Source organism: Bradyrhizobium sp. KBS0727, from assembly GCF_005937885.2.
Taxonomy (GTDB): Bacteria; Pseudomonadota; Alphaproteobacteria; order Rhizobiales; family Xanthobacteraceae; genus Bradyrhizobium.
Map to the genome: position 1 here is coordinate 4,997,044 of NZ_CP042176.1, position 19,947 is coordinate 5,016,990.

A 19,947-nucleotide genomic window follows, 5' to 3' on the forward strand; every position below is an offset into this window, starting at 1 on the left:
TCGTAACCGGCCTGATATTTCGAAATCCAGAGCGCGTTAGGGAAACCAGGAAGTCTTTTGGCTTCGTGACTACGACAACCGCGTGGACGAGTACAATCGCGCGAAGAAGCCTAGCGAGCCTGGTCACGTCGATTACATCGCATCATCCTCGGAACGGGTTGGTCTGAAGCCGAATCAATGAGCTGGAGTGGTGGACAATTGATGTTACCAAGGTCGGGCGCAAGCTGCTTACGTCAGACAGACCCGTCATCCTCGAACATGGACTTGCCCGCCCACACTCTCACCTTTTGCTACCGACCGCGTGGACACCGGCCTCGTAGATTGTCGTAGGCAAAGAAAGAAACGGCCAGGTGGCTGGACAGAGCGCACGTTTCTCGACGGCAAGCTCGATGTAAAGAACAGTGTTTCAACTACCGGGTTCGTCGACCTTCGTATGGATGATATCGTGGGGAATCTCCCGCAGAAAGCTCTGGCCCTTTTGCAAACGGCGGCCCAGCGCTTCGACAAATCCTTCAAAGCGCTCCCGCCCCTTGAGTTGCGCGACCGCCTGCGCGTCGTTCGGCAACGGTGGCGTAATCGTCAACCAGAAGCGAATGAAGAGAGCCAGGGTTTCAGCCGACAAGCCGACGTCTCGTTCCAGCCTCTGCATCTGACGCGATAGCCGGTCGAGGCGACGGGTAAATGCTGCCTCCTGCCTGTCCGCTCCGTCCGGTGACAGAAATGAAGCGACTGCCGCTTCCACGATCGCAGACCGGGAAAGCCTCTTGCGATCGGCAAGGTCTGTGATCTGCTTTAGAAGCTCGGGCGGGAAATACACGTTCATCCGGTCGCGCATGTTGCCTCACAGTTCCATACCGTCATTCGGGTCCATGGCGGCCTGACTGGCGACGCCGCGCATTTGCTGACGAAGAAATCGAGACTGGCGGACCGCGTCCTCATCGTCGTCAAGAACGACCGCAAATTCTTCTGTAGGCGTCGGCTCGATCGCCTCCTTGACGATGGCGAGATGATCGGGGAGTTCGGGCTCACGGCGAAGACCGCTGTTGGCCGTGTCTTCTCCTGCTTGCTCCGCTCGGTCGGTTGGAAGCGCCGCCGGCATGAGCGTTCCAAGAGTAGACCATCCATCGGTGCGCGATGACCGGCCGGAGGCCGCAGGATCGGGCGGCGGCAAGACCCGCTCGCTAAACCGCCGATCCTCGTAGTAGCGAACCTTCTTCGCTCGGATCGGCGGCGTGCCCGCCACCATGACGATTTCCTCTCCGGGCGGAAGCTGCATGACCTCACCTGGGGTAAGCAGCGGCCTCGCGGTTTCCTGCCGCGAGACCATCAGGTGCCCGAGCCAGGGGTTCAACCTGTGCCCGGCATAGTTCTTCATCGCTCGCATCTCGGTCGCCGTACCGAGCGCGTCGGACACCCGCTTGGCGGTCCGCTCGTCATTGGTCGCAAAGCTGACGCGAACGTGGCAATTATCGAGAATTGCATTGTTGGGCCCATAGGCCTTCTCGATCTGATTGAGGGACTGCGCGATCAGGAAGCCCTTGATCCCATAACCCGCCATGAACGCGAGCGCTGACTCGAAGAAATCGAGACGCCCCAGCGCCGGGAACTCGTCGAGCATCATCAGGACACGGTGACGACGGTCGCTCGCGTGCAAATCCTCCGTCAAGCGCCGGCCGATCTGGTTCAGTACAAGACGGATCAACGGTTTGGTCCGTGAGATGTCGGAAGGTGGCACCACGAGATACAGTGTCGTCGGTCTGACATCGGCGGTCAGGTCTGCGATCCGCCAGTCGCAATGGCGCGTCACCCGGGCCACTACGGGATCGCGGTAAAGGCCGAGAAACGACATAGCGGTGGATAGGACGCCAGAGCGTTCATTCTCGGATTTGTTGAGAAGTTCACGCGCCGTTGAGGCTACGACGGGATGGGCGCCCCACTCGCCGAGGTGCGATGTAGTCATCATCGCCTTCAACGTCACCTCAATCGGCCGCTTCGGATCGGACAGGAAGGCGGCGACGCCGGCCAAGGTCTTGTCCGCCTCCGCATAGAGGACGTGGAGGATGGCGCCGACCAAGAGCGAATGACTGGTCTTCTCCCAATGGTTCCGCCTATCGAGGGAACCTTCGGGGTCGACTAGGACGTCGGCGACATTCTGGACGTCACGCACCTCCCACTCCCCGCGCCGGACCTCGAGCAGCGGATTGTAGGCCGACGACTTTGGGTTGGTTGGGTCGAACAAGAGGACGCGGCCATGCCGTGAACGGAAGCCGGCTGTCAGTTGCCAGTTCTCACCCTTGATGTCGTGAACGATGGCCGAACCAGGCCACGCGAGAAGCGAGGGGACGACGAGGCCGACACCCTTGCCGGACCGGGTGGGCGCGAAACACAACACGTGCTCCGGTCCGTCATGTCGAAGGTAGTTGCGGTCAAGCTTGCCCAGCACCACGCCATCCAGACCGAGAAGTCCAGCCGCTTGAACCTCCCGTTCATCGGCCCAGCGCGCCGAGCCATAGGTCTCGACATTCTTGGCCTCGCGCGCCCGCCAGACCGACATGCCGATCGCCACCGCAATTGAAACGAAGGTCCCCGACGCAGCAATGAAGGCGCCCTCGACAAAGACCTGCGGCGCATAGGCGTCGTAGACGAGCCACCACCAGAAGAAGATTGGCGGGTAATAGACCTTCCAGCCCGACAATTCGAACCAAGGGCGTCCGAGCTCCGGCTGGTAGGCGAGCCGCCAGGCCGTCCACTCGGTCGCTCCCCAGATGGCGAGCAAAACGATCAGGCCGACAACGATCACCTGTCCCCAGAGGATTTTGGTTCCGGACATCCCAAACGTCCTTCGTGCAATTGAATTTGGCGAGTTCAAGCTAGAGGCCTAGGTCGCGCTTGCGACCAAAACCCCATTCAATGCCGCCGCCGTCCTTCACGACGCCGGTGACGTGCTGGCCAAGCTTCTTTTCGAGCTCGGGAGACCAGGGCACGAGCTGGAAGCCAAGTCCGCCATCGATCATGGCGAAACGCCCCGACGCCAGCGTCAGCCGCTGGCGATACGTGCCTGCCACGTGCTCGCCGGAAGCGGCCTTCACGTGAGGCAGACCGGTGTCGGCCGAGACTCTTGCTGCCACCTCGTCCAGTTCGCGTCGGCGCAGCGTGTTCAGGAGGTCGCGTTGCAGGATAATGCGTTGGCCCTGCCGCCGCGCCAGACCTTCCTGGATCAGATGCTCGGTCCGGGCTTCCATGGCGTCGCGGGTCTCGCGACCGAATCCCCCCATGGCGAGTGGCATAGGGTCCCGCTCGACCAGGCGGTGGTCGAGCCAGGTCGCACCTCTCGCGGTGACCTGCGCACTGAGATCGAGATCGGAACGGGTCGCAAGCATCACGGTGGGGCTCGGCTCACCGGCTTGATCGAAGCGTCGCACTTCGACGATCCCGCCGGCCTGCGGTACATGTTCGAAGGCCTCGATCCCCCGGAAGCGGACGTGGTGCGCGCGTCCATCTGTTCCGTCGATCACGGCGTAGGCCTCGCCAGTCAGTTCGTCATGCAGTCCCCGATCAATCAAGCGTCCGACGATCCGGGATGTCGGCGGTCCACCTTCGATGACGTAGTCGGAAACGCCGCGCGCTTCCCCGCGCTCCGTGAAAGCGCGGCGCATGGTCATGATGATTTCGCCGCGCATGCCGAGGTCGCGGAGATTACGCTCAGTCTCTAGCCCGACCATCCACTCCCCTGGCGCAGCTGGTGCGGCAAGGCCCATCTTCTCCAGGTGCTGGAGCCGACCAACCATCAGGCGCCGGGTCTCGGGATCCGAACTGCCCGAATGATCGGGGCGAAGATCGATATAGCCGGTTTCATCAGCTGCCAGCCGGATCTCATGATCGAGCCGCGTCCATCGCTCTGCCGTGACTTCCCTTTCCAACGAATTGCGGATCTCATGCTCTGGTTTGGGACCCAGTTCGATGGCGGCCAGGTCCTCAGCGCGGGAACGCAGGCCCCGGCTGATGTAGTCGCGGGAGATCACGAGATCGGCCCCTTCCTCATCGATTCCCCGAACGAGAAGATGGATGTGAGGGTTGTCCGTGTTCCAGTGATCGACAGCTACCCAATCGAGCCGCGTGCCGAGGTCGATCTCCATCTGCCTGGCCAGGTCGCGGGTGAAAGCCCTGAGGTCGGTCATCTCGGCGGCCTCCTCGGGCGAGACGATGAACCGGAAATGATGCCGGTCGTCCTGGCACCGTTCCGCGAAAGCCGCACCGTCGGCACGGTCACCGCCGGCATCGAACATCTCGGCCCGCTCGCCGCTCCGGGTCACGCCATCGCGCTTCAGGTATGAAAGATGAGCCGTCAATGGTGCTGAACGGAAAGCTCGCCCTTTATGACGAACCACGCGCACCTTCACCACCACGCGCCGTATGGTGCTGAACAACCGGCTGCGGCCAAAGGCGAGCCGGCCACGGCCGAACGTCGAGCGCCCGTAGACCGCGGAACGCTTGCCAGCCGCAGCTTGACCCGAGGTATGTCCAGCTTTCTTCGCGGCACGCAGCACCTGGTTGATGAAGCTCATCGGTTTCGGCGCGCGGGTGTTGCGAATGCGCCCGGGTCGAATACGCAGATCGCTGTCGCCCACCGTCATGACCGGGCCTCAAGAGGCGCGAGAGCACCTACAGTGCCGAAAATGTCCTTGATTGCATCGCTCAAAATACATGGCGCGGCACCCGCCCCGACCGACCGGCACGCCAGAGCCCAAGCCATGCCAATGACTTGCGGTTCGACCGGCGAGCCCCTTTTATCTCGCCGCCCTACTGTCGTGTTGTAAGCGTCCGAGTCCTGCACCACTCTTCGATAGTGTGTTCTCGTTCCATTTCGAGTTCTCTGCTGCATTGGAGAATCTCCGGTGGGTCCAAAACATTTCCAGAACAAAGCCAGGCGCGAATGGTGGTCGATTCACATCGAGGCCTGGCAGCGTAGCGGCGTTTCGCGCAAGGCGTATTGCCGTCAACATCGATTGGACGAGGGGACGTTCGCGCGTTGGCTCAAGGCGCTTGCTGGCGAGGAAGCTGCATGCAAGCTCACGGAATATCAGGCGGAATTGCGCCGTGAAAAGCGCCGTGAAAAGCGAGAAAAAGGGCTGCGACGACGCTTTAGCGTGAGCACGGACGTGCGCAATCGCGCCATGCAAGCGTTCTGGGCGATGCACGTGGAGGCGATGAACTGGAGCGGAATGGGCGTACGCGAATATGCTGCGGCGCTGTCTCTGTCGCCCTATGCGCTTCGCAAATGGCGTGACCGGCTCGACGACGGCGAGGTCGAAATCGACTGGCGTGCGCATCTTCACCCCTCCGCCCGCCCCGTCGTTAGCACTAGTGCTAAGGAATCGACCTCCGAAAGCAGCTTGACAGGCGCTTTGAACGACGCTCCAGCGACGCCGGCCCGGCGCTTCTTCAGCGACGAACAGAAGCTGGCGATCGTGATGGAAACCGAGCAGCCGGGTGTGACGGTCTCCGGCGTTGCCCGCAAGCATGGGATCGTCGCGGGGCTGCTGTTCCGCTGGCGAGTAGAGTTCGGCGTGGCGCAGAAGAAGCGCGCGAAGCTTGTGCCCGTCGCGCTCGCCGACGGCATGGCGGCAACGCACTTTCTTCGTGAACTTGTGCAACCGCCGGAAGGAATGATGGGCGTTGACTTGGCCGACGGACGGCGTGTCTTTGCTCCCATCGGCAGCGATCCCGATGCCGTGCGGGTGCGCGTTGAGAGCGGAGAGATCGCACCATGCTGATCGTTCCTGCGGGCGTGAAAGTGCACCTGGCGCTCGGCTATACCGACATGCGGAAGGGCATGGATGGGCTTGCCATGCTGGCACAGGAGATGCTGAAGAAGGACCCGTTCTCGGGTCACCTGTTTGCCTTCCGCGGCAAGAAGGCGTCGATGCTGAAGATCCTTTTCTGGGACGGCAATGGTCTTTGCTTGTTCACCAAACGGATCGACCAGGGCCGCTTTGCCTGGCCGGTAATGGCGGGCTATGACGGCTCGATCACATTGACGCCGGCACAGCTTGCGATGCTGATCGAAGGCATCGACTGGCGCGCACCCGAGCGCGTGTGGAAGCCGGCGATCGCAGGCTGAATCGCAAAAACCCGCATAGAATATGGCGACGTTGCTTCTTCGAATCAGCGTGTTCGAGTAGAATCGGACATGCAGCTCGATCTCAACAATCTGCCATCCGATACGGCGCTGTTGCACCGTCTGGTGCGAGAGATGGCCGTTGTCGTCGACAGCCGCGACGGTGAGATCGAGCGCCTCCAACTCATCATCAAGAAGTTGCAGCGAGCGCAGTTCGGGCGTCGCTCCGAACGCCTGGATGCCGATCAACTGGCGCTCGCGCTTGAAGACCTCGACGGCGACATTGCCGGCACCCGGGAGAGCCGCCCGATAGTCATCGCCGAGACCGACAACGGACGCCCGAAACGCAAACCGCTGCCCGATCATCTGCCGCGCGAGGACGTTGTGCTCGCGATCGCCGGTGATACCTGCGGCTGTTGTGGTGGCGCGCTCCATGCGATCGGCGAAAGCGTCAGTGAGATGCTGGACTGGGTGCCGGCGCAGCTTCGTGTGGTGCGCATCACTCGCCCGAAATACGCCTGTCGCGCCTGCAACGAAGTCGTGCAAGCGGCGGCGCCGGAGCGGCTGATCGCTGGTGGATTGGCCACACCGGCGCTGCTCGCGCAGGTGATGGTCAGTAAATATTGTGATCACACACCACTTTATCGGCAGTCGCAGATCTTCGCCCGCCACGGCGTCGATCTCGGACGCTCGACGCTGGCCGGATGGGTTGGCGGCGCATGCTGGTGGCTGGAAGCCCTGCATGAGCGATTGTGCAAAAGCGTGTTCGCCTCCGACCATCTGTTTGCGGACGACACGCCGATCCCGGTGCTCGATCCGGGCCGTGGACGAACGAAAACAGGACGGCTCCGGGTCTATGCTCGCGAACAACGCCCCTGGAATGGACCGGAACCGCCGGCGGCGGTCTATCTGTTTGCGCCGGACCGGAAAGCGGAGCGACCGGTGGCGCATCTCGAACGGTTCAAGGGCGTCCTGCACGTAGATGGTTACGCGGGATTCGAGCGGTTGACCGGCAATGGAGATATCGTGCTCGCCGCCTGCTGGGCGCATACAAGACGCAAGTTCTACGAGGTCGCCGAGGCGACCGGCTCGCCGGTGGCAGCCGAGGCGTTGCGCCGGATCGGCGAACTCTATGCCATCGAAGCGCGCGTGCGTGGGCAGTCGTCCGCTCATCGGCTTGCCGAGCGGCGCTCCTTCTCCAGACCGATCGTTCAAGCGCTGCACACCTGGCTGGAAGCGCAGCTTCCCCGCGTCGCCGGCCGCAGCACGCTTGCCGAGGCGATCCGTTACGCGCTCTCGCGCTGGGAAGGCCTGACGCGCTTCCTGCATGATGGACGCATCGAACTCGACACCAACCCGGTCGAGCGCGCAATCCGCCCGGTGGCGCTCGGTCGCAAGAACCATCTGTTCGCCGGCAGCGATGGCGGCGGGCATCGCTGGGCGGTCGCCTGTTCCCTGGTCGAAACCTGCAAGCTCAACGACGTCGAACCCTACGCCTACCTGCGTGACGTGTTGCAGCGTATGGTCGACGGACATCCCGTGAACCGTCTCGACGAACTGCTGCCGTGGAACTGGAAATCCGCAGAGCCCTTGTGATTTGAACCTGCGCCGCACGGATCTGCCAGCTTGCCCGTCATGCCAACGGCCACGGGCATCAGCTGCACTAGCCAAATATAGCGCGAAATGCCATCCTAGAGGCACTAGCGGCCGTGAAGGGCCATACGGGCGACAACGCCCGAATAATATCGAGGCTATCAAATGGTCACTAAACGACATCAACCAAAGTTGTTCGAACGTCGTGGGGACGCACGTATCATAGATCGCAGTGATATCTCTCACTTCCTCGGCAAATGCGAGCTGTGCGGAAAGGAGGATGAGCTTCGGCCGTACGGCCCAAACCACGAAAATATCTGTTTCAAGTGCGGCATGAAAAGTAAGGAATTGACTAAGAAGCGGTTCACCGAAATGCTGAAGGGTACTGGGCACTGAGGGCTGAATATCGGACATCGCGAAGACGGAGGCTGCAATAGCTGAGGCCTCTCCAGATGGCTCATCTTTGCGATGTGACAGGGATAAAGAGGTGACGCAGTCTTCCCGAAACGCAGCAGACGCAGGACTGCTTTCCGAAGCCATTGCCGCGCTTAGTGAGCTGGTCTCGCGCGCGCAGGAAGTCCACGATCGATCGTTCGACGATGGCCATTCCGTTGATACATGGCAGAGCGATGAACTCCGTGCCGCGATAAAGCGTGCCGAAGCGGTGATCGCGAAAGCGGAAGCTGCCATAGCTGAGCCCCGTACAAAGTAGGAGCTCCCCGAGTCGGTGCTTTGCCACCCAAGGCCGCTAGGCTCGTCAAGACCCGACGTCATGTGCAGCCTCCGGACGCATACGTCGTGTTTCCCCACTGCCCTCGCGTATCCGCCCATTCTTCCCCAGGGCACGCTAATGCATACGAGCTTGCACATTCGGTCATCGCAAACCTCCCACATCAGATCTCGCGACGAAGAGCCCAGTGGCTTGAGGCACGATGGCCGAGATATCGCGAGCGGAGTCGGCCGTCGGAGTTCGGTTCGGTAGGCGAATAGGCTGCACCCAGACAAAGGTATTTGAGTTATCGGACCGCACAACGAAGAGCGCCGCTGCCGATGGCCGCAGACTCGCGACTGCGCTGGAAACGGCAATATCGCTGCCGACCACTGACGTAAGCTTGTCCAAATAGGCTTGGGTCTCGGCTGGCAATGGACGACCAGCAAGATGTTCTTCGTAGCGAGCAGGTCCCGCGTTGTAGGCTGCAAGGAAGCCCGGCGAACCGTACTGGTCGTGCAGTTTACGAAGGTACGCAGTACCTGCAAGAATGTTGTCCCGGGCATCGTAAGGATCGTTGCCGAGGCCGTACCGCAGGCGCAAGTCCGTCCAGGTATTCGGCATGATTTGCATCAGCCCCAAGGCGCCTTTCGGGGACCTGGCGCGAACATCTCCCGCGCTTTCCGCGCCTAAGACCGAGCGTATCCATTGCACGGGTACGCCGAAGCGACGCGAGGCATCGTCAATGAAACCCGCGAGGGGATCGCTAGTTCGGGAACTCGCTGTATGCGTTGCGGCTCGTGTCTCCCCTGCAGCAGAAAAGTCGCACACAGTCAGGAGAAAGAACAACGGTACGACGACGCGAACGCTCCTCCCGAACGACCGCAAGCATGCCGTCGTGCTCGCGCCCGTCCAGGGTAAAGCCGCTTCGCGCCGGCCTTTCGGCCGCCCTGGATCGCCGCTGCGCGCGACGGCTGCGCGGTTGTTGGTCGAGATGAAGAAATGGTGCCGCACTCGGTCGAACAGAGGAATGGCAGATCTAATTCCCAACACGCGCACGATCAGTCCTCCCAGGTCCACACAGGGAACGCTCGGCCAATCACGGCTGATGTCGGCAAGAACCCGAAATAGCGGCCATCCAGCGAGTTGACGGACTGCCAGTTCATGACAAAGAACTCGCCCTCGCCGACGACGCGGCAGCCCTGCCATTTGGGGAGCGGCCGGCCGCGGCCATCGCGATCTCGCGCTTCGCCCATTTCGATCGCATCGACAGACACCGTGAGCCCGCTTCGGCAGACGGTCTGCCCCGGAAGCGCCAGCACGCGTTTGAGCATCGGCACGCCGGCGGGCAGATAGCCGCTCAAGTCGAGGAAGGTCGCAAGCGGTTCCGGCGGCTGAACGACAATCAACTCAGTGACGAACAGGTTGTCCGCCGGTCGCAAGCGATAGAGGCCGATCGGTACACTGTCGGACGGATTCCAGACGTAGAGCGGTGTCGTCTCCAGAACGGTCGGCGCGATGAGGGCGGCCGCGCCGGCAAGCATCGCGGTCCACGTCTTCAAGCAGTTTTTCATCGCATGATCCTCTGCCGGCGAAGCCACGCCTGGTGTCGCGCTTTCGTGTAAGGACGCGGGTTCTCGTTGACAGACAGGCGGTTATGAACGTGATGCCAATAGTCGGGCGCAGCGTCCGCCGGATCGACGCCGAGCGCTTCGACCGCATCGATCAGCTGAAGCACCCGTTCGACCTTGGGCCAGCCAGGCAAACGCAGAAGAATCTCACCGCCCGGCTTCACATACGGCACCGTCGAGCACCGCTGTCCCGGTGCGACCGCCCGCAGGATGTCGATCCGCGAGATCGCCGTTCCGAAGTCGCTCGACGTCCAGCGAACGAAAGCAAAGATGCTACCTGGCGCAAATGACAGGAGCCGTCGGCGAGGGTCGAGGATCTTTTCCTCGACGGCACGTCCGAACCGAATGCGGTTCTCGATGCGCTTCTCGAGCCAAAGGAGTTCGACTTCCGTGACATCGGTCATGGGGCACTCCGAGCTTTGGTAGGCTGCTGGTTGCCGAGCTGGAGTGCGATGACGAGAGCGCATCGTCGAAATATTGACCAACCGCGCGCGGCTGAGCAGGCGGACCGCTTTCGACGGTTATCCCCAGCAAAGCGAAGGACGCTGTCCTGGGGGTCGCGCGTGAGCACGAGTTGGTAGCCGGGCAATGTCTGCGGCTGCACGATCTGGCGTACTTCGCATGCAAAATGCTTGAGCGGTGACAAGCTCCCGGACTTTGCATTGAGATGCACAAGGTTAAAACTCCAGCCGCCATCTTGTCGGCCGCCATGCTTGCGCACGAGGCGGTAAAGCCAGCGCTCAAGTCCGCTCGTCACATCGAAATACGCTCGCTCAATGGTGAGCACGAGCGCGTCATCGATCACGCCGGCATAGCACCAATCAGGTAAGATCAGCTCAGGCCCGATGGGGCGTCCGTTTGCGTCAGCCGTTTCCCTCCACTCGTTGATGCAGGAGAAACGATACCGCCGCCGTTCTGCGGGCTGGTCGATCGAAGTAAGCACCGTCGTCGATTGCAATCTGTCGGGTCCCGCTTTCAGCCGATCGTAGTCGCGCGCGCACGTGCCATGGCCGACGAATGTCAGATTCTCGCACGGAGTTGCAGCCATCAGGCGCGAGGTCTTCAGGCCCGCGTCTCGCGCTTCGACGACTCGCGATGCAGCCCAGATCAGAACATCGGCGTCCCAGATGGTTGCGATGCCATGTTCCGGAACGGCCTCGACGCGAATAGATATCGGCCCAGCACGAAAGTTGATGGGAACGACACGTTTGGTCTTTGCGAGGGAAAAGAATGGATAGGACATCTGATCTCGCGCGTCGCGCGGCGCCAAATCGCCGGGTAACGCACGAAAGAGCTCAAGCTGATCGAGCTCGGACAGGTATTTGCACCGCATCGCCATTGTTCCTCTTGGCAATTAGCGGCGTTCCTGGCCCGCATACGGGCGCAGGGTCGGATGTTTCTTGGCGGGCAGTACCGTGCCCTTGCCGGGATCTGATGTCGATTTCTTGGCACCAAGATCAGCCCAGGCCTTCAGATCATCCAGCCCGTAGACGACGCGACCGCCGATCTTCCGATAGATCGGTCCTGTGCCGTACGTGCGGTGCTTTTCAAGGGTGCGGCCGGAAAGGCCCAGATATCGTGCAGCCTCTGGCGTGCGCAGAAATCGCGGCGGTAAGCCGGCCATTGGATCGGGCATTTGAAAACTCTTTGATGACGACGCGTACCGGCGGTGGCGCCGGCGGGTGTGCGGTCATCATGGAGGGGCAGGCCCGCGCAGGGGATGCCGATGATCAAGGGGCTGATTTTCGATACCCCCGAAGAGGCACTACTTGTCTCTGCGCTTGGGGCGCAGAAGGTCGCGATAGCCGCCGCGCATCAATGCGAGACCGCCTTGCACGAGACGGATGGTTCGATTGCGCAGATCGTGCGTTTTCCAGGCGCGATACGGGATTCGCTTTTTGCCGAAGTAGACCTCGGCGATCGCACGATAAGTGCTACCAGCCCCGCGCGCATCGAGCGCGCGAATGGCGGCGCTGAGCCGTTCGCGTCTCTGTTTGGATAGCTGGTGAAAAGCAGGTCCTGGAGGGCGCCCATTGATTGCGCGCCAAAGCCTTCGGGCAGCATAGGCGCGTGCGTCGAAATCGCTGTCAAACGGCAACTCCGCCACATAGTTGGTACCGATAGCGGGCGGCTCTTTTAGCCAGACACGATGCTCCACGCCGCCGACACGAAGGATGGCGTGCCAACCATCGGAGGCGCGCCGCACCCGACCGGCCGCAAGATCGAGCAGTGGCTGAGGCGTGTCCCCCTTAAGCCGCGACGTGGTTGCTGCAACTGGAACGACAGTCGGCAGAACCTCTGGCGCCCAAAAGATTACTTGCTTGCCACAAGACTCTTGCGGGTCATGAGCGAAAGCAGATACCCCACCTCCTCCGGAATTCCGGGGTTGCCTCGCCATCAGGACTGTTGGCGATCATCGCTTCGTAGTCGCGTCGGTAATCCACGTTGCGACGAAGACATTCCCAGGCGATGTCGGCGATCTCTGCCTCCTGAAGACTCTTGTAGGATTCCGGCGACCGCCAGTCGAACTCAGGCATTGCTTCCGCCCCATTCACAAAGCTAACGAGGATTGCGGCGCAATAATTCTGATCGATTGGGTTGTGGGAAGACCCTAGTTTGGCACCACGTGGTGCGCCGGGATGACCACGAATGAGTCGAAGAAAATTGTGCTGACGACGGATATAGGGTCGGTAGATTTCTTCTAATTCGAGCCGGCACCGCGCAAGAGGCGTCCCCGCTCTGTAACCCACTTAGCGCGCGCAAGATGAGTCAGGTATGCATTGTGCGCGCGGTCGGGTTCTCGCTCTGGATCGATATGTAACACTATTCGTGTAACTTCTCGCCAGTCGGCCCCCTCGCTCTCGGCCTGCAAAAGGCGCGTGTAGGTCACGACATGCTGCTCATCATAGGGCGTCAGCGCCGATTCATTTGGCGCTGCATCAGCGACGTCGGGGTCGAGCGGCGGTCTATTCACGTAAGTATACAGCACTTCATTAAATCCTCACGCCTTTCTTAAGGACCAGCCTATCGGAATAGGTTGGTTATAGCCAGTGGTTTGATGGTCAACCGAATGGCTGCTTTTGCGCATGAAAGCTCGTGCGCTTGTGGCCTGGAATGTCCGCCGAATCCGCGTGGCTCGCGGTATTCCGCAAGAACAACTGGCATACGATGCCGGGATCGATCGCTCATATATGGGCGGCCTTGAACGGCAATCGGAGAACCCAACGATTGATCTGCTCGACCGGCTAGCCGAAACGCTTGGTGTTCAGTTATCGGAATTCTTTCTTCAGCCGCCCAAAGGAGCGACAACGCCCAAGACGTTACCCAAGGGTCGAAAGCCAATCCGACCAAATCGCAAGAACAAGTAACAGTGCTTACGTCTAAGCGATCTAATGCCAAACGGACGTACCGGATCGGCGGCGACGCATAGGCTACCGGGAAATAGCCGCGAACCGATCCCGAGATTGCGCGGCTCGCCCCTCAGATTGCACGTTCCATCAAGTGCTTAGCCTTCCCATCCGGTTCAAGCCTCGCGTCGTGATGCGATTGATCCAGGCACGCCGTAATCCACTGCACGCCCAGAACGGTTTCGATGATTTTCGAGGTCTCGGATTTGGTAACGTCGGCTCGCGTCTGGCGTAACTTGCGGTTGAGATGCCCTTCTAATCGATCAGCTTTGTTACAGCTTCCGGTGCTTCCAGGAAGGCATACGGATTCAAAAATTGACGATGCCAGAGGAAATTCCGATCTACCTTGCTGAGCTTCGCCTCATCGCATACCGCTGGCCAGCGCTGCTTGATCGTTTTGACCTGTTTGGTGGCGAGCAGGATTGCCTCGGCGTTGTTCATCAAAAACAGCGGCGCCGCTTTCAGCCACAGAGCAATTTGGCTTGCGCGCTCCTGGCCCATAATCAGCATGGCTTGGGTGGCTTCTCCACCTGTCCGATTTTGCGGACAGATGTCATATGCAGGGGTCAATGACAATTCCTTACCGTTCCAGAAAGCGGCGTGATTGCGCGCGTGGTCATCGGTATTTCCACAGAGAATGTTGAACAGCATTCGAGCAAAGAGCTCTTTGAGCGTCTCCCTTGGCGCCTGAAATCGGTGCCGGATGATGGTCGCGAGTTGCTCATAGCTGGCATAGCGGGCCATGAGTTCGTCGAGCTCAAGCAGCGTGAGGGCGGAAACCATGGCTTTCCGGCTCCAACCTCCTTCCATTTTCACGCGATCAAAGCGTTCGATAAGAAGGACGTCCTTTCCCGCTGCGCGTTTAAGGCTCACCGGGGCAACGGTCAGGCCGACTTCGGCGGCCAGACGCATGGCGATGTACTCGGCCTTGACGACGCCGTAGAGGTCGTTCTGCGATGAGAATTTCGCAACAAACTTCTTGCCGCCCGACGTGATCATCGCCTTGGGGCGTGCACCTCCGATCGAAGTTCCATGGAGAAGAACTTGGTCGAGTTCGGCCGGGAGCGGAACTCCCTTTTCAACCAGCGCTGCGGCGTTCAGGAGCTCGTGGAGGGAGACTTCAGCTCCTTCTCGCGCCAGGTAATTCGCTGAGGATGTCTGAAAATCCAATGCGCCGATGCGGTCTGAACCGGATTCCAACAGATAGGTGAACTCATCGACGCTACCCGGATCGACATTCCTGCTTTGCACTCCGAATTTTCGATTGATGATAATGCGGCGGCCCCATGCGTCGGGAGCCGCGTCGCGAATGCAGTTCGGCATGCTCAACCCCGCCATAAGCGGCAGGATTCCGCTCCGCAGCGGCAATTCCGGTTCATAGAGGGGAATGGCATCCTTGCGCGCGAGGTAACTTCGCCCGTAGTTGAATACGAGTTGCTTGCCACTTGCCGACAGAAGGCCGGCGACGACAGGTTCTGTTTGATCTGGGAGCCAAACCCAGACAAAAGCCTGGGTGTTTTTGGCGTCAGAAGTCATCGTCGGCCTCGATACGTGGACTGCGAACCGATTTCGGCAGCAGCGCCATTATTTCGCGATTGGTCTCGACGGCCCTGGATAGTGCTGTCTGATCGGTATCGAACAGTCGCACGCCGACAATTGTCGAGACCTCGAACACCGCGCCGATCGTGCATCCGGGATCGCCCGTCTCGATGCGCCGCAGGAGACCACGCGAGATCCCTGCCCGGTCGGTCACATCGACGGCCTTGAGCTTGCGTTCGATGCGCGCCTTGCGAATGAGCTGGCCAAGAAGGGCCACCGCGTCAGCGGCATGGGGGGAGAGAGGGCGTTGGGTTTTCGACATCGGAAGTCCATAAATAGTGCATATTAGCTTCTGCGCTCCTCTTATAGCTCATTACGCTTTGACGGTCAATAAAACTGCATCATAAACATACCATTTTCATCTATATGGATCATATATAGATCATATCAGTTCTGCTAAGCACGCCTGAACCGTCCCCGGGACCCAAACGGGACGTGCGGCTCTATGATGATAACCGGCGGATTTATCCTCCAATTTTCGTCCGCCACCGCAGACCGACGAGGTCGTGCCGAAGCGAAGCGCAGGCTGGAGAAAGAGGCAGCCGCAGGAGCGTCAGCATAGCGCCGACGCTGAAAGCGGCGGGACGCGGGACCGACTGCAGTCGCGAGACCGGTTAACAAGGCACCCGCATAGGGGCAGTGATAGCGACGCCGGAATGAAATGACGGCGGGACCCGAAGGCGAGTGCCTCCGGCGAGCGACCCATGATCGCGCGAGGGATCAAAGCCGGATGGCCGAGACGCCTTGCGGCTCGGTGCACGAGAGCCCGGTCCGCGGCCAGCGGACGCGCCCAACGCTGAAGACCGGTACACCATCACTTGAATGCATCATTGAGCACTTGAGCGAGGCGAATGCCGGCAAGGACAATTGCGCATCGATTACAGGCGTAAACTCCTTCGCATAATCCTCACCAACAACGTCGTTTGGGGGGGCGAACGCGTTGAAGCCTATCGCGCGCGATGCGCGCGCCCAAGCCCACGGCATCCACATCAAGGTATGTGACTGCCGTGAGCGGACTTTAAAGCAAAAAAGCCCCGCCCCAGGAACTCGGGCGGGGCGAAATGAGCCTCAGTCGCCATTCGGCTTGCGGCTGCGGGACCAGATGAGGGTGAAGGTCTCGGCGTCTTCGTCGTCGAAGAGGTTGGCGTAGATCGGAGCGTTGAAGCTCGGATCGTCCAGCTTGACCGAGAGATAATCGCGGCCTTCGGTGGAGCGCTTCGACCAGGCAGCCCCGATCTCGGCGCGACCGACATAGACCCGGTGGCTAGGCGCGTTGTCGTTGGTCCTGTCAGTCTCGGGGACGATGCGGACGCCCCTGGTCTGAAGGCTCAGGGTGACGATCTCGCCCTGGAATTCCTGGCCGGATTTCTTGAATGAGCCGATGTTAGCCATGTCACTTCTCCTTGCTGTTTTCGAGCTCCGCGACCACCGCGGCCTCGATGGCGATCTGAAAGCTGAAGGCGATCGACGCCGCACCCCAAGGCCGAAGCGCAGCGGAGGATGGCGGCGGTGAGACTTTCTTGCCTCGCGAGGAATGGGCGAAGCCCAGGGGAAGAAAGTCTCGCCGCCGCCATTGCGGTTCAGGCGATCGAGGCGCAGCCGGCCTTCGGCCAGATCAAGCCAATGAGAGGCTAGGTGCTCGCGGGCGCCAAACAGCATTTCGGAGACGTGCCAGCGGACAATCGGCTCACACAAGAAGCCCCGCCTTCCCGGCGAAGGAAAAGGAAGCCTGGCGTGCAGAAAGGCGGCCCGTTGCTACCGAGCAGACAGAAGTCGGCGCATGTGCCGGTGACCGCAGGGCTGCAATCGGCCGAAGAGATCATCCGGCTCAATCGAAGTGAGCGAGAGCACCGCGATGTCGCGATCGGCAACGACGACCAGATATCACCGTCATGCCAGCCGAGAGACGACAGACATGCATAGTCACCCGCCCCGATCGGAGAGCGCGCGATCGAGAAGGCGTACTGCCCGACCGCGAGTGTGAACTGGCCCTGGCGAAGCTAACGACGATGGCACCGAACGGACCTGCTCCGGCTTGAAATGAATGGATCCTCACGGACATACCGAGGAAGAACGGCAATGCATGGGTTGCGAGCGCGAACAGTGCCAGCAGAAAATGCCGAGCCCAACGACATCAAGAAGAACGGCGATGATGAGCAGGGTGATGGCTCCCCGTGACAAAGGTTGCAAGGGTCGCGCCTTCCACCACCGCCACGGCGCGGTCCCAAGAATAGCCAATACTGTCCGCGTTTGGAATCCCTTGCGGCCGGGCTGGCGAGCCAAGTTTCGGCCGGAATAGGCGGGCCGAACACGTGCGGTCCAGTTCGCTATAACCAGCAGAGCGGTTATTGCCAGCTCTGCTGGTTCGATGGATAGCAGCTCAAACTGGAGACGGTGGCACTCACGCGCCGCCGTTGCCGAATCTACAGACGGGGATGCCGAGCTTCCGTGCCTTATCAGCCAGGTTCTCCTGAATACCGGTGCCGGGGAAGACGATGACACCGATCGGCAGCACGTCGAGCATCTCATCGTTGCGCTTGAAAGGTGCTGCCTTGGCGTGTCTGGTCCAGTCGGGTTTGAATGCGATTTGCGGAACCTTGCGGTGGTCGGCCCAGCGGGCGGCGATACGTTCGGCGCCCTTCGGTGAACCGCCGTGCAAGAGAACCATATCCGGATGTTTGGCGTGGACCTGATCGAGCTTGTCCCAGATTAGGCGATGATCATTGCAGTCCAGGCCGCCGGTGAAGGCGATCTTCGGCCCGGCGGGCAATAGCACCTCGGTCTCGGCCCGGCGTTTAGCGGCGAGGAAGTCACGACTGTCGATGACAGCCGAAGTCATGGCGCGGTGGTTCACCAACGAACCGCTGCGCGGATGCCAGTGCGATCCGGTATGACGTGCAAAGTGATCGGCCGCCTGGTCGCGGAAGTACTCCATGCTGTTACGCCGCTCGATCAGCGTCATGCCCTCGGCCGTGAGACGCTCCAGTTCGACCGAACGGATTTCGGAGCCGTCCTGATCGCGTTGGCTGCGCTTCTGCGCCTGTTCGTTGTCGTCGAGTTCGCGTTCGATGCGCTCGTTGGCGCGGTGGAAGAGATTGACGGTCGACCACAACAGGTCCTCAAGGTCAGGTTCGAGGCGTGTTTCGCTCAAGCTCGCGATGAAGGCATCGAAAATGTCAGCGACGGCGGCCACGACGATACGGGCTTCGGGCAGCGGTCTCGGGTCCGGCTCGTCCTGGAACGGGCGATAGCCGTGAAGTTGAAGTTCGGTAAGGACGTGATCAGTCGCTGATATGGCGTATGGCTGCTCGTTGTCGGTCTCGACGCGCTCGATCGTCATGGCGGTTCTCCTTGGTCGGATCGGCCGCGCTCATCGCGGCCTTCATGGCGACAAACGGCGGCGGGCGGACCGGACCTGCACCGCCGAGCGCAGCGACAGCGGCCGCAGCGAAGCGAAGGATGGCGGGAGCCGGCTATTTTGCCTCGCGATGTAAAGCGCCCTTTAGGGCGCGACGGAAAATAGCCGGCTCCCGCCATTGCGTGGCCGGGCTGCTTGCCGCAGGGTCGCCCTCTCAAGAAGGCCGTAAGCGTGGCCTTGTTCGAAAAGGAGGCGCTTCAGCAATTGACGACGCACCGTCAGAGCCCGGCACCAGCTTCGTCGGCTTATGTCCATCCAGACCCTCATATCAAGAATCGGGCCACATCTTCAGGGGCGAGTTGAATGCGCAACGCTGCACTCAGGGCGTCGATGCCGGAATTCCGCAGGTCGTCGTTGAAGTCTTTCGACTGCGGCGACAGCACGATTGCCTCAACGCCGGCCGCCTCTGCGCGCCGCGTTAGAACTGTAACCGCCGCATCTCCGGCTGCATCCCTATCGCGAGCGACATAGAGCCGGCGCAGCGTGCGCGGGAACAACATGGCGCCCAGGTGACTTGCTGAAAGTGCGGCGGCCATTGGCAATGCCGGTAAAGGGCAGCGCAACGACAACACGGTTTCGATGCCTTCGCCGGCAGCAAGCACATCGTCCGCCTGATCAAAGCGGACTGCGTTGCCGAGCAGATTGCCCATCGCTCGCCTGGGCGTGTCGATCGGCGCCTTACAGATGCGCTCCGGATCAAGCCAAGTGCGGTGCACGCCGGTGATTCGGCCGTCGAGATCCGTGACGCACGCGACCATCGCCGGCCAGATTTCGGGCGGCGAGTCTTCGGCGGACCGATGGTAGCAGCGCGGATGGAAGCGCAAGCTACCTTCATGGCGCACGTTCGAGATGGCACGACGACTCAAATACGCCTCCACGATCGTCCCGAAGATCGACCGAGACATGGCGAACAGCCGCCGCGCCGCTTCGGGTGCCCCGCTCCGGGCTGCGGTGCGAGCGATCCCCGATTCCGGCTCGAGATCGGGGCGAGGCTGATTCAGGAACCGGCGGGCTTCGTCCGCGACGTCGCGGAAATCAAGGAGACCGCAGCTTTGACGGATGATGTCGAGCAGATCGCCGTGCTCGCCCGTCGCAGCGTCTGTCCATTTTCCGGCTGGTCGTTGCGGGGATTCCCTTAGCCGGACGAACATGGAGCGGCCCGGTGTGTTTCTGACATCGCCAACCAGCCAGTAACTCCCCTGCCGCCTTCCATTCGAAAGATAGTAGCGACACACCGCCTCGGCATCACGCGCGAGACGGTGTACAAGTTCGGAGGCCTCGCGCTGCATCACGTGACCTCCCACACGATGCGAACGCACAGCAGTCCCCTGATCGGGACACCAACGTCGGCTACGCAGCCCTCCATAGCCACTGCGCAAACATTGAAACTCTGAAGTAACGTATGCCGCGTGTTGCTCTCAGCCAGTTGTCCGATCGAATCATCCGCGGTCGCCCGGTGGATGGTCGATGGG

Annotated in this window: 21 protein-coding genes; 5 read left to right on the top strand and 16 right to left on the bottom strand. The window is 60.9% G+C overall.

Translation table 11 applies throughout. The annotated features are described in order from the left end of the window. Positions 1-406 precede the first annotated feature (406 nt). The 3 genes from FFI89_RS23500 to FFI89_RS23510 are packed head-to-tail and all read right to left on the bottom strand — an operon-like array spanning position 407 to position 4,634. Positions 407-835 (bottom strand): CopG family transcriptional regulator, encoded by a 429-nt coding sequence (locus FFI89_RS23500; RefSeq protein ID WP_138829985.1) that lies wholly within the window; start codon positions 833-835, stop codon positions 407-409. Between the two features lie 6 nt (positions 836-841). After that, positions 842-2,830: a conjugal transfer protein TraG gene (locus tag FFI89_RS23505; RefSeq protein WP_138829986.1), complete on the bottom strand. Its 1,989-nt coding sequence runs from the start codon at positions 2,828-2,830 to the stop codon at positions 842-844. A 40-nt stretch (positions 2,831-2,870) separates the two neighbouring features. Beyond that, positions 2,871-4,634: a DUF3363 domain-containing protein gene (locus tag FFI89_RS23510; protein ID WP_138829987.1), complete on the bottom strand. Its 1,764-nt coding sequence runs from the start codon at positions 4,632-4,634 to the stop codon at positions 2,871-2,873. A 261-nt stretch (positions 4,635-4,895) separates the two neighbouring features. Between FFI89_RS23510 and FFI89_RS23515 the strand changes: the two genes are divergently transcribed. The 4 genes from FFI89_RS23515 (at position 4,896) to FFI89_RS23530 (ending at position 8,423) form a co-directional block, all read left to right on the top strand. Beyond that, positions 4,896-5,774 carry a transposase gene (locus FFI89_RS23515; protein WP_138829988.1) on the top strand — a complete coding sequence of 293 codons (879 nt, stop codon included), beginning with the start codon at positions 4,896-4,898 and terminating at the stop codon, positions 5,772-5,774. Further along, a complete protein-coding gene (gene tnpB / locus FFI89_RS23520) occupies positions 5,768-6,121 on the top strand; it encodes an IS66 family insertion sequence element accessory protein TnpB (RefSeq protein ID WP_138829989.1) in 354 nt (117 codons plus the stop codon). Before FFI89_RS23515 ends, tnpB begins: the two co-directional genes overlap by 7 nt. A gap of 69 nt (positions 6,122-6,190) precedes the next feature. Beyond that, positions 6,191-7,714 (top strand): IS66 family transposase, encoded by a 1,524-nt coding sequence (locus tag FFI89_RS23525; RefSeq protein WP_138829990.1) that lies wholly within the window; start codon positions 6,191-6,193, stop codon positions 7,712-7,714. A 484-nt stretch (positions 7,715-8,198) separates the two neighbouring features. Then, positions 8,199-8,423 (top strand): hypothetical protein, encoded by a 225-nt coding sequence (locus tag FFI89_RS23530; RefSeq protein ID WP_092509690.1) that lies wholly within the window; start codon positions 8,199-8,201, stop codon positions 8,421-8,423. Between the two features lie 162 nt (positions 8,424-8,585). On the opposite strand, the gene FFI89_RS23535 is transcribed toward FFI89_RS23530, so the two are convergent. The 8 genes from FFI89_RS23535 to FFI89_RS35005 form a co-directional block, all read right to left on the bottom strand. Then, a complete protein-coding gene (locus tag FFI89_RS23535) occupies positions 8,586-9,257 on the bottom strand; it encodes a lytic transglycosylase domain-containing protein (RefSeq protein ID WP_371722529.1) in 672 nt (223 codons plus the stop codon). 224 nt (positions 9,258-9,481) lie between these two features. Next, on the bottom strand, positions 9,482-9,994 hold the full coding sequence (locus FFI89_RS23540) for a S26 family signal peptidase (RefSeq protein ID WP_138829991.1): 513 nt from the start codon (positions 9,992-9,994) through the stop codon (positions 9,482-9,484). After that, positions 9,991-10,455: a DUF2840 domain-containing protein gene (locus FFI89_RS23545; RefSeq protein ID WP_138829992.1), complete on the bottom strand. Its 465-nt coding sequence runs from the start codon at positions 10,453-10,455 to the stop codon at positions 9,991-9,993. The genes FFI89_RS23540 and FFI89_RS23545 overlap by 4 nt, the downstream gene beginning before the upstream one ends. Then, positions 10,452-11,384, bottom strand: coding sequence for a replication initiator protein A (locus FFI89_RS23550; protein WP_138835607.1), 933 nt, complete (start codon positions 11,382-11,384; stop codon positions 10,452-10,454). Before FFI89_RS23550 ends, FFI89_RS23545 begins: the two co-directional genes overlap by 4 nt. 21 nt (positions 11,385-11,405) lie before the next feature. Further along, positions 11,406-11,687, bottom strand: a complete 282-nt coding sequence (locus tag FFI89_RS23555; protein ID WP_074816293.1) for an AlpA family transcriptional regulator — start codon at positions 11,685-11,687, stop codon at positions 11,406-11,408. Between the two features lie 129 nt (positions 11,688-11,816). Beyond that, on the bottom strand, positions 11,817-12,449 hold the full coding sequence (locus tag FFI89_RS23560) for a DUF2285 domain-containing protein (RefSeq protein WP_138829993.1): 633 nt from the start codon (positions 12,447-12,449) through the stop codon (positions 11,817-11,819). Further along, positions 12,394-12,588: a transcriptional regulator domain-containing protein gene (locus tag FFI89_RS23565; RefSeq protein ID WP_138829994.1), complete on the bottom strand. Its 195-nt coding sequence runs from the start codon at positions 12,586-12,588 to the stop codon at positions 12,394-12,396. Before FFI89_RS23565 ends, FFI89_RS23560 begins: the two co-directional genes overlap by 56 nt. 164 nt (positions 12,589-12,752) lie before the next feature. Next, the gene (locus FFI89_RS35005; protein ID WP_138835609.1) at positions 12,753-13,025 is read right to left on the bottom strand and encodes a DUF2285 domain-containing protein; all 273 of its coding nucleotides are present in this window, start codon (positions 13,023-13,025) and stop codon (positions 12,753-12,755) included. Between the two features lie 112 nt (positions 13,026-13,137). Between FFI89_RS35005 and FFI89_RS23575 the strand changes: the two genes are divergently transcribed. Beyond that, positions 13,138-13,419, top strand: coding sequence for a helix-turn-helix domain-containing protein (locus FFI89_RS23575; protein WP_138829995.1), 282 nt, complete (start codon positions 13,138-13,140; stop codon positions 13,417-13,419). A gap of 294 nt (positions 13,420-13,713) precedes the next feature. On the opposite strand, the gene FFI89_RS23580 is transcribed toward FFI89_RS23575, so the two are convergent. The 5 genes from FFI89_RS23580 to FFI89_RS23605 form a co-directional block, all read right to left on the bottom strand. Then, entirely contained in the window at positions 13,714-14,994 is a 1,281-nt protein-coding gene (locus FFI89_RS23580; RefSeq protein WP_138829996.1) for a type II toxin-antitoxin system HipA family toxin, read from the bottom strand. After that, entirely contained in the window at positions 14,984-15,319 is a 336-nt protein-coding gene (locus tag FFI89_RS23585) for a helix-turn-helix transcriptional regulator (RefSeq protein ID WP_138829997.1), read from the bottom strand. The genes FFI89_RS23580 and FFI89_RS23585 overlap by 11 nt, the downstream gene beginning before the upstream one ends. An 806-nt stretch (positions 15,320-16,125) precedes the next feature. Continuing rightward, complete coding sequence (locus tag FFI89_RS23590) at positions 16,126-16,449, bottom strand: DUF736 domain-containing protein (protein ID WP_074816318.1); 324 nt, start codon at positions 16,447-16,449, stop codon at positions 16,126-16,128. 1,009 nt (positions 16,450-17,458) lie between these two features. After that, the gene (locus tag FFI89_RS23600; protein WP_138829998.1) at positions 17,459-18,397 is read right to left on the bottom strand and encodes a DUF2493 domain-containing protein; all 939 of its coding nucleotides are present in this window, start codon (positions 18,395-18,397) and stop codon (positions 17,459-17,461) included. A 341-nt stretch (positions 18,398-18,738) separates the two neighbouring features. After that, a complete protein-coding gene (locus FFI89_RS23605; protein ID WP_138829999.1) occupies positions 18,739-19,764 on the bottom strand; it encodes a toprim domain-containing protein in 1,026 nt (341 codons plus the stop codon). Between the last annotated feature and the right edge of the window lie 183 nt (positions 19,765-19,947).

Bases quoted from the DNA above. Each gene is read 5' to 3' on its own strand.
- FFI89_RS23500 (WP_138829985.1), bottom strand. From the start codon at position 835: ATGCGCGACCGGATGAACGTGTATTTCCCGCCCGAGCTTCTAAAGCAG.
- FFI89_RS23505 (WP_138829986.1), bottom strand. From the start codon at position 2,830: ATGTCCGGAACCAAAATCCTCTGGGGACAGGTGATCGTTGTCGGCCTG.
- FFI89_RS23510 (WP_138829987.1), bottom strand. From the start codon at position 4,634: ATGACGGTGGGCGACAGCGATCTGCGTATTCGACCCGGGCGCATTCGC.
- tnpB (WP_138829989.1), top strand. From the start codon at position 5,768: ATGCTGATCGTTCCTGCGGGCGTGAAAGTGCACCTGGCGCTCGGCTAT.
- FFI89_RS23525 (WP_138829990.1), top strand. From the start codon at position 6,191: ATGCAGCTCGATCTCAACAATCTGCCATCCGATACGGCGCTGTTGCAC.
- FFI89_RS23540 (WP_138829991.1), bottom strand. From the start codon at position 9,994: ATGAAAAACTGCTTGAAGACGTGGACCGCGATGCTTGCCGGCGCGGCC.
- FFI89_RS23545 (WP_138829992.1), bottom strand. From the start codon at position 10,455: ATGACCGATGTCACGGAAGTCGAACTCCTTTGGCTCGAGAAGCGCATC.
- FFI89_RS23550 (WP_138835607.1), bottom strand. From the start codon at position 11,384: ATGCGGTGCAAATACCTGTCCGAGCTCGATCAGCTTGAGCTCTTTCGT.
- FFI89_RS23555 (WP_074816293.1), bottom strand. From the start codon at position 11,687: ATGCCCGATCCAATGGCCGGCTTACCGCCGCGATTTCTGCGCACGCCA.
- FFI89_RS23560 (WP_138829993.1), bottom strand. From the start codon at position 12,449: ATGGCGAGGCAACCCCGGAATTCCGGAGGAGGTGGGGTATCTGCTTTC.
- FFI89_RS23565 (WP_138829994.1), bottom strand. From the start codon at position 12,588: ATGCCTGAGTTCGACTGGCGGTCGCCGGAATCCTACAAGAGTCTTCAG.
- FFI89_RS23575 (WP_138829995.1), top strand. From the start codon at position 13,138: ATGAAAGCTCGTGCGCTTGTGGCCTGGAATGTCCGCCGAATCCGCGTG.
- FFI89_RS23580 (WP_138829996.1), bottom strand. From the start codon at position 14,994: ATGACTTCTGACGCCAAAAACACCCAGGCTTTTGTCTGGGTTTGGCTC.
- FFI89_RS23585 (WP_138829997.1), bottom strand. From the start codon at position 15,319: ATGTCGAAAACCCAACGCCCTCTCTCCCCCCATGCCGCTGACGCGGTG.
- FFI89_RS23590 (WP_074816318.1), bottom strand. From the start codon at position 16,449: ATGGCTAACATCGGCTCATTCAAGAAATCCGGCCAGGAATTCCAGGGC.
- FFI89_RS23600 (WP_138829998.1), bottom strand. From the start codon at position 18,397: ATGACGATCGAGCGCGTCGAGACCGACAACGAGCAGCCATACGCCATA.
- FFI89_RS23605 (WP_138829999.1), bottom strand. From the start codon at position 19,764: ATGCAGCGCGAGGCCTCCGAACTTGTACACCGTCTCGCGCGTGATGCC.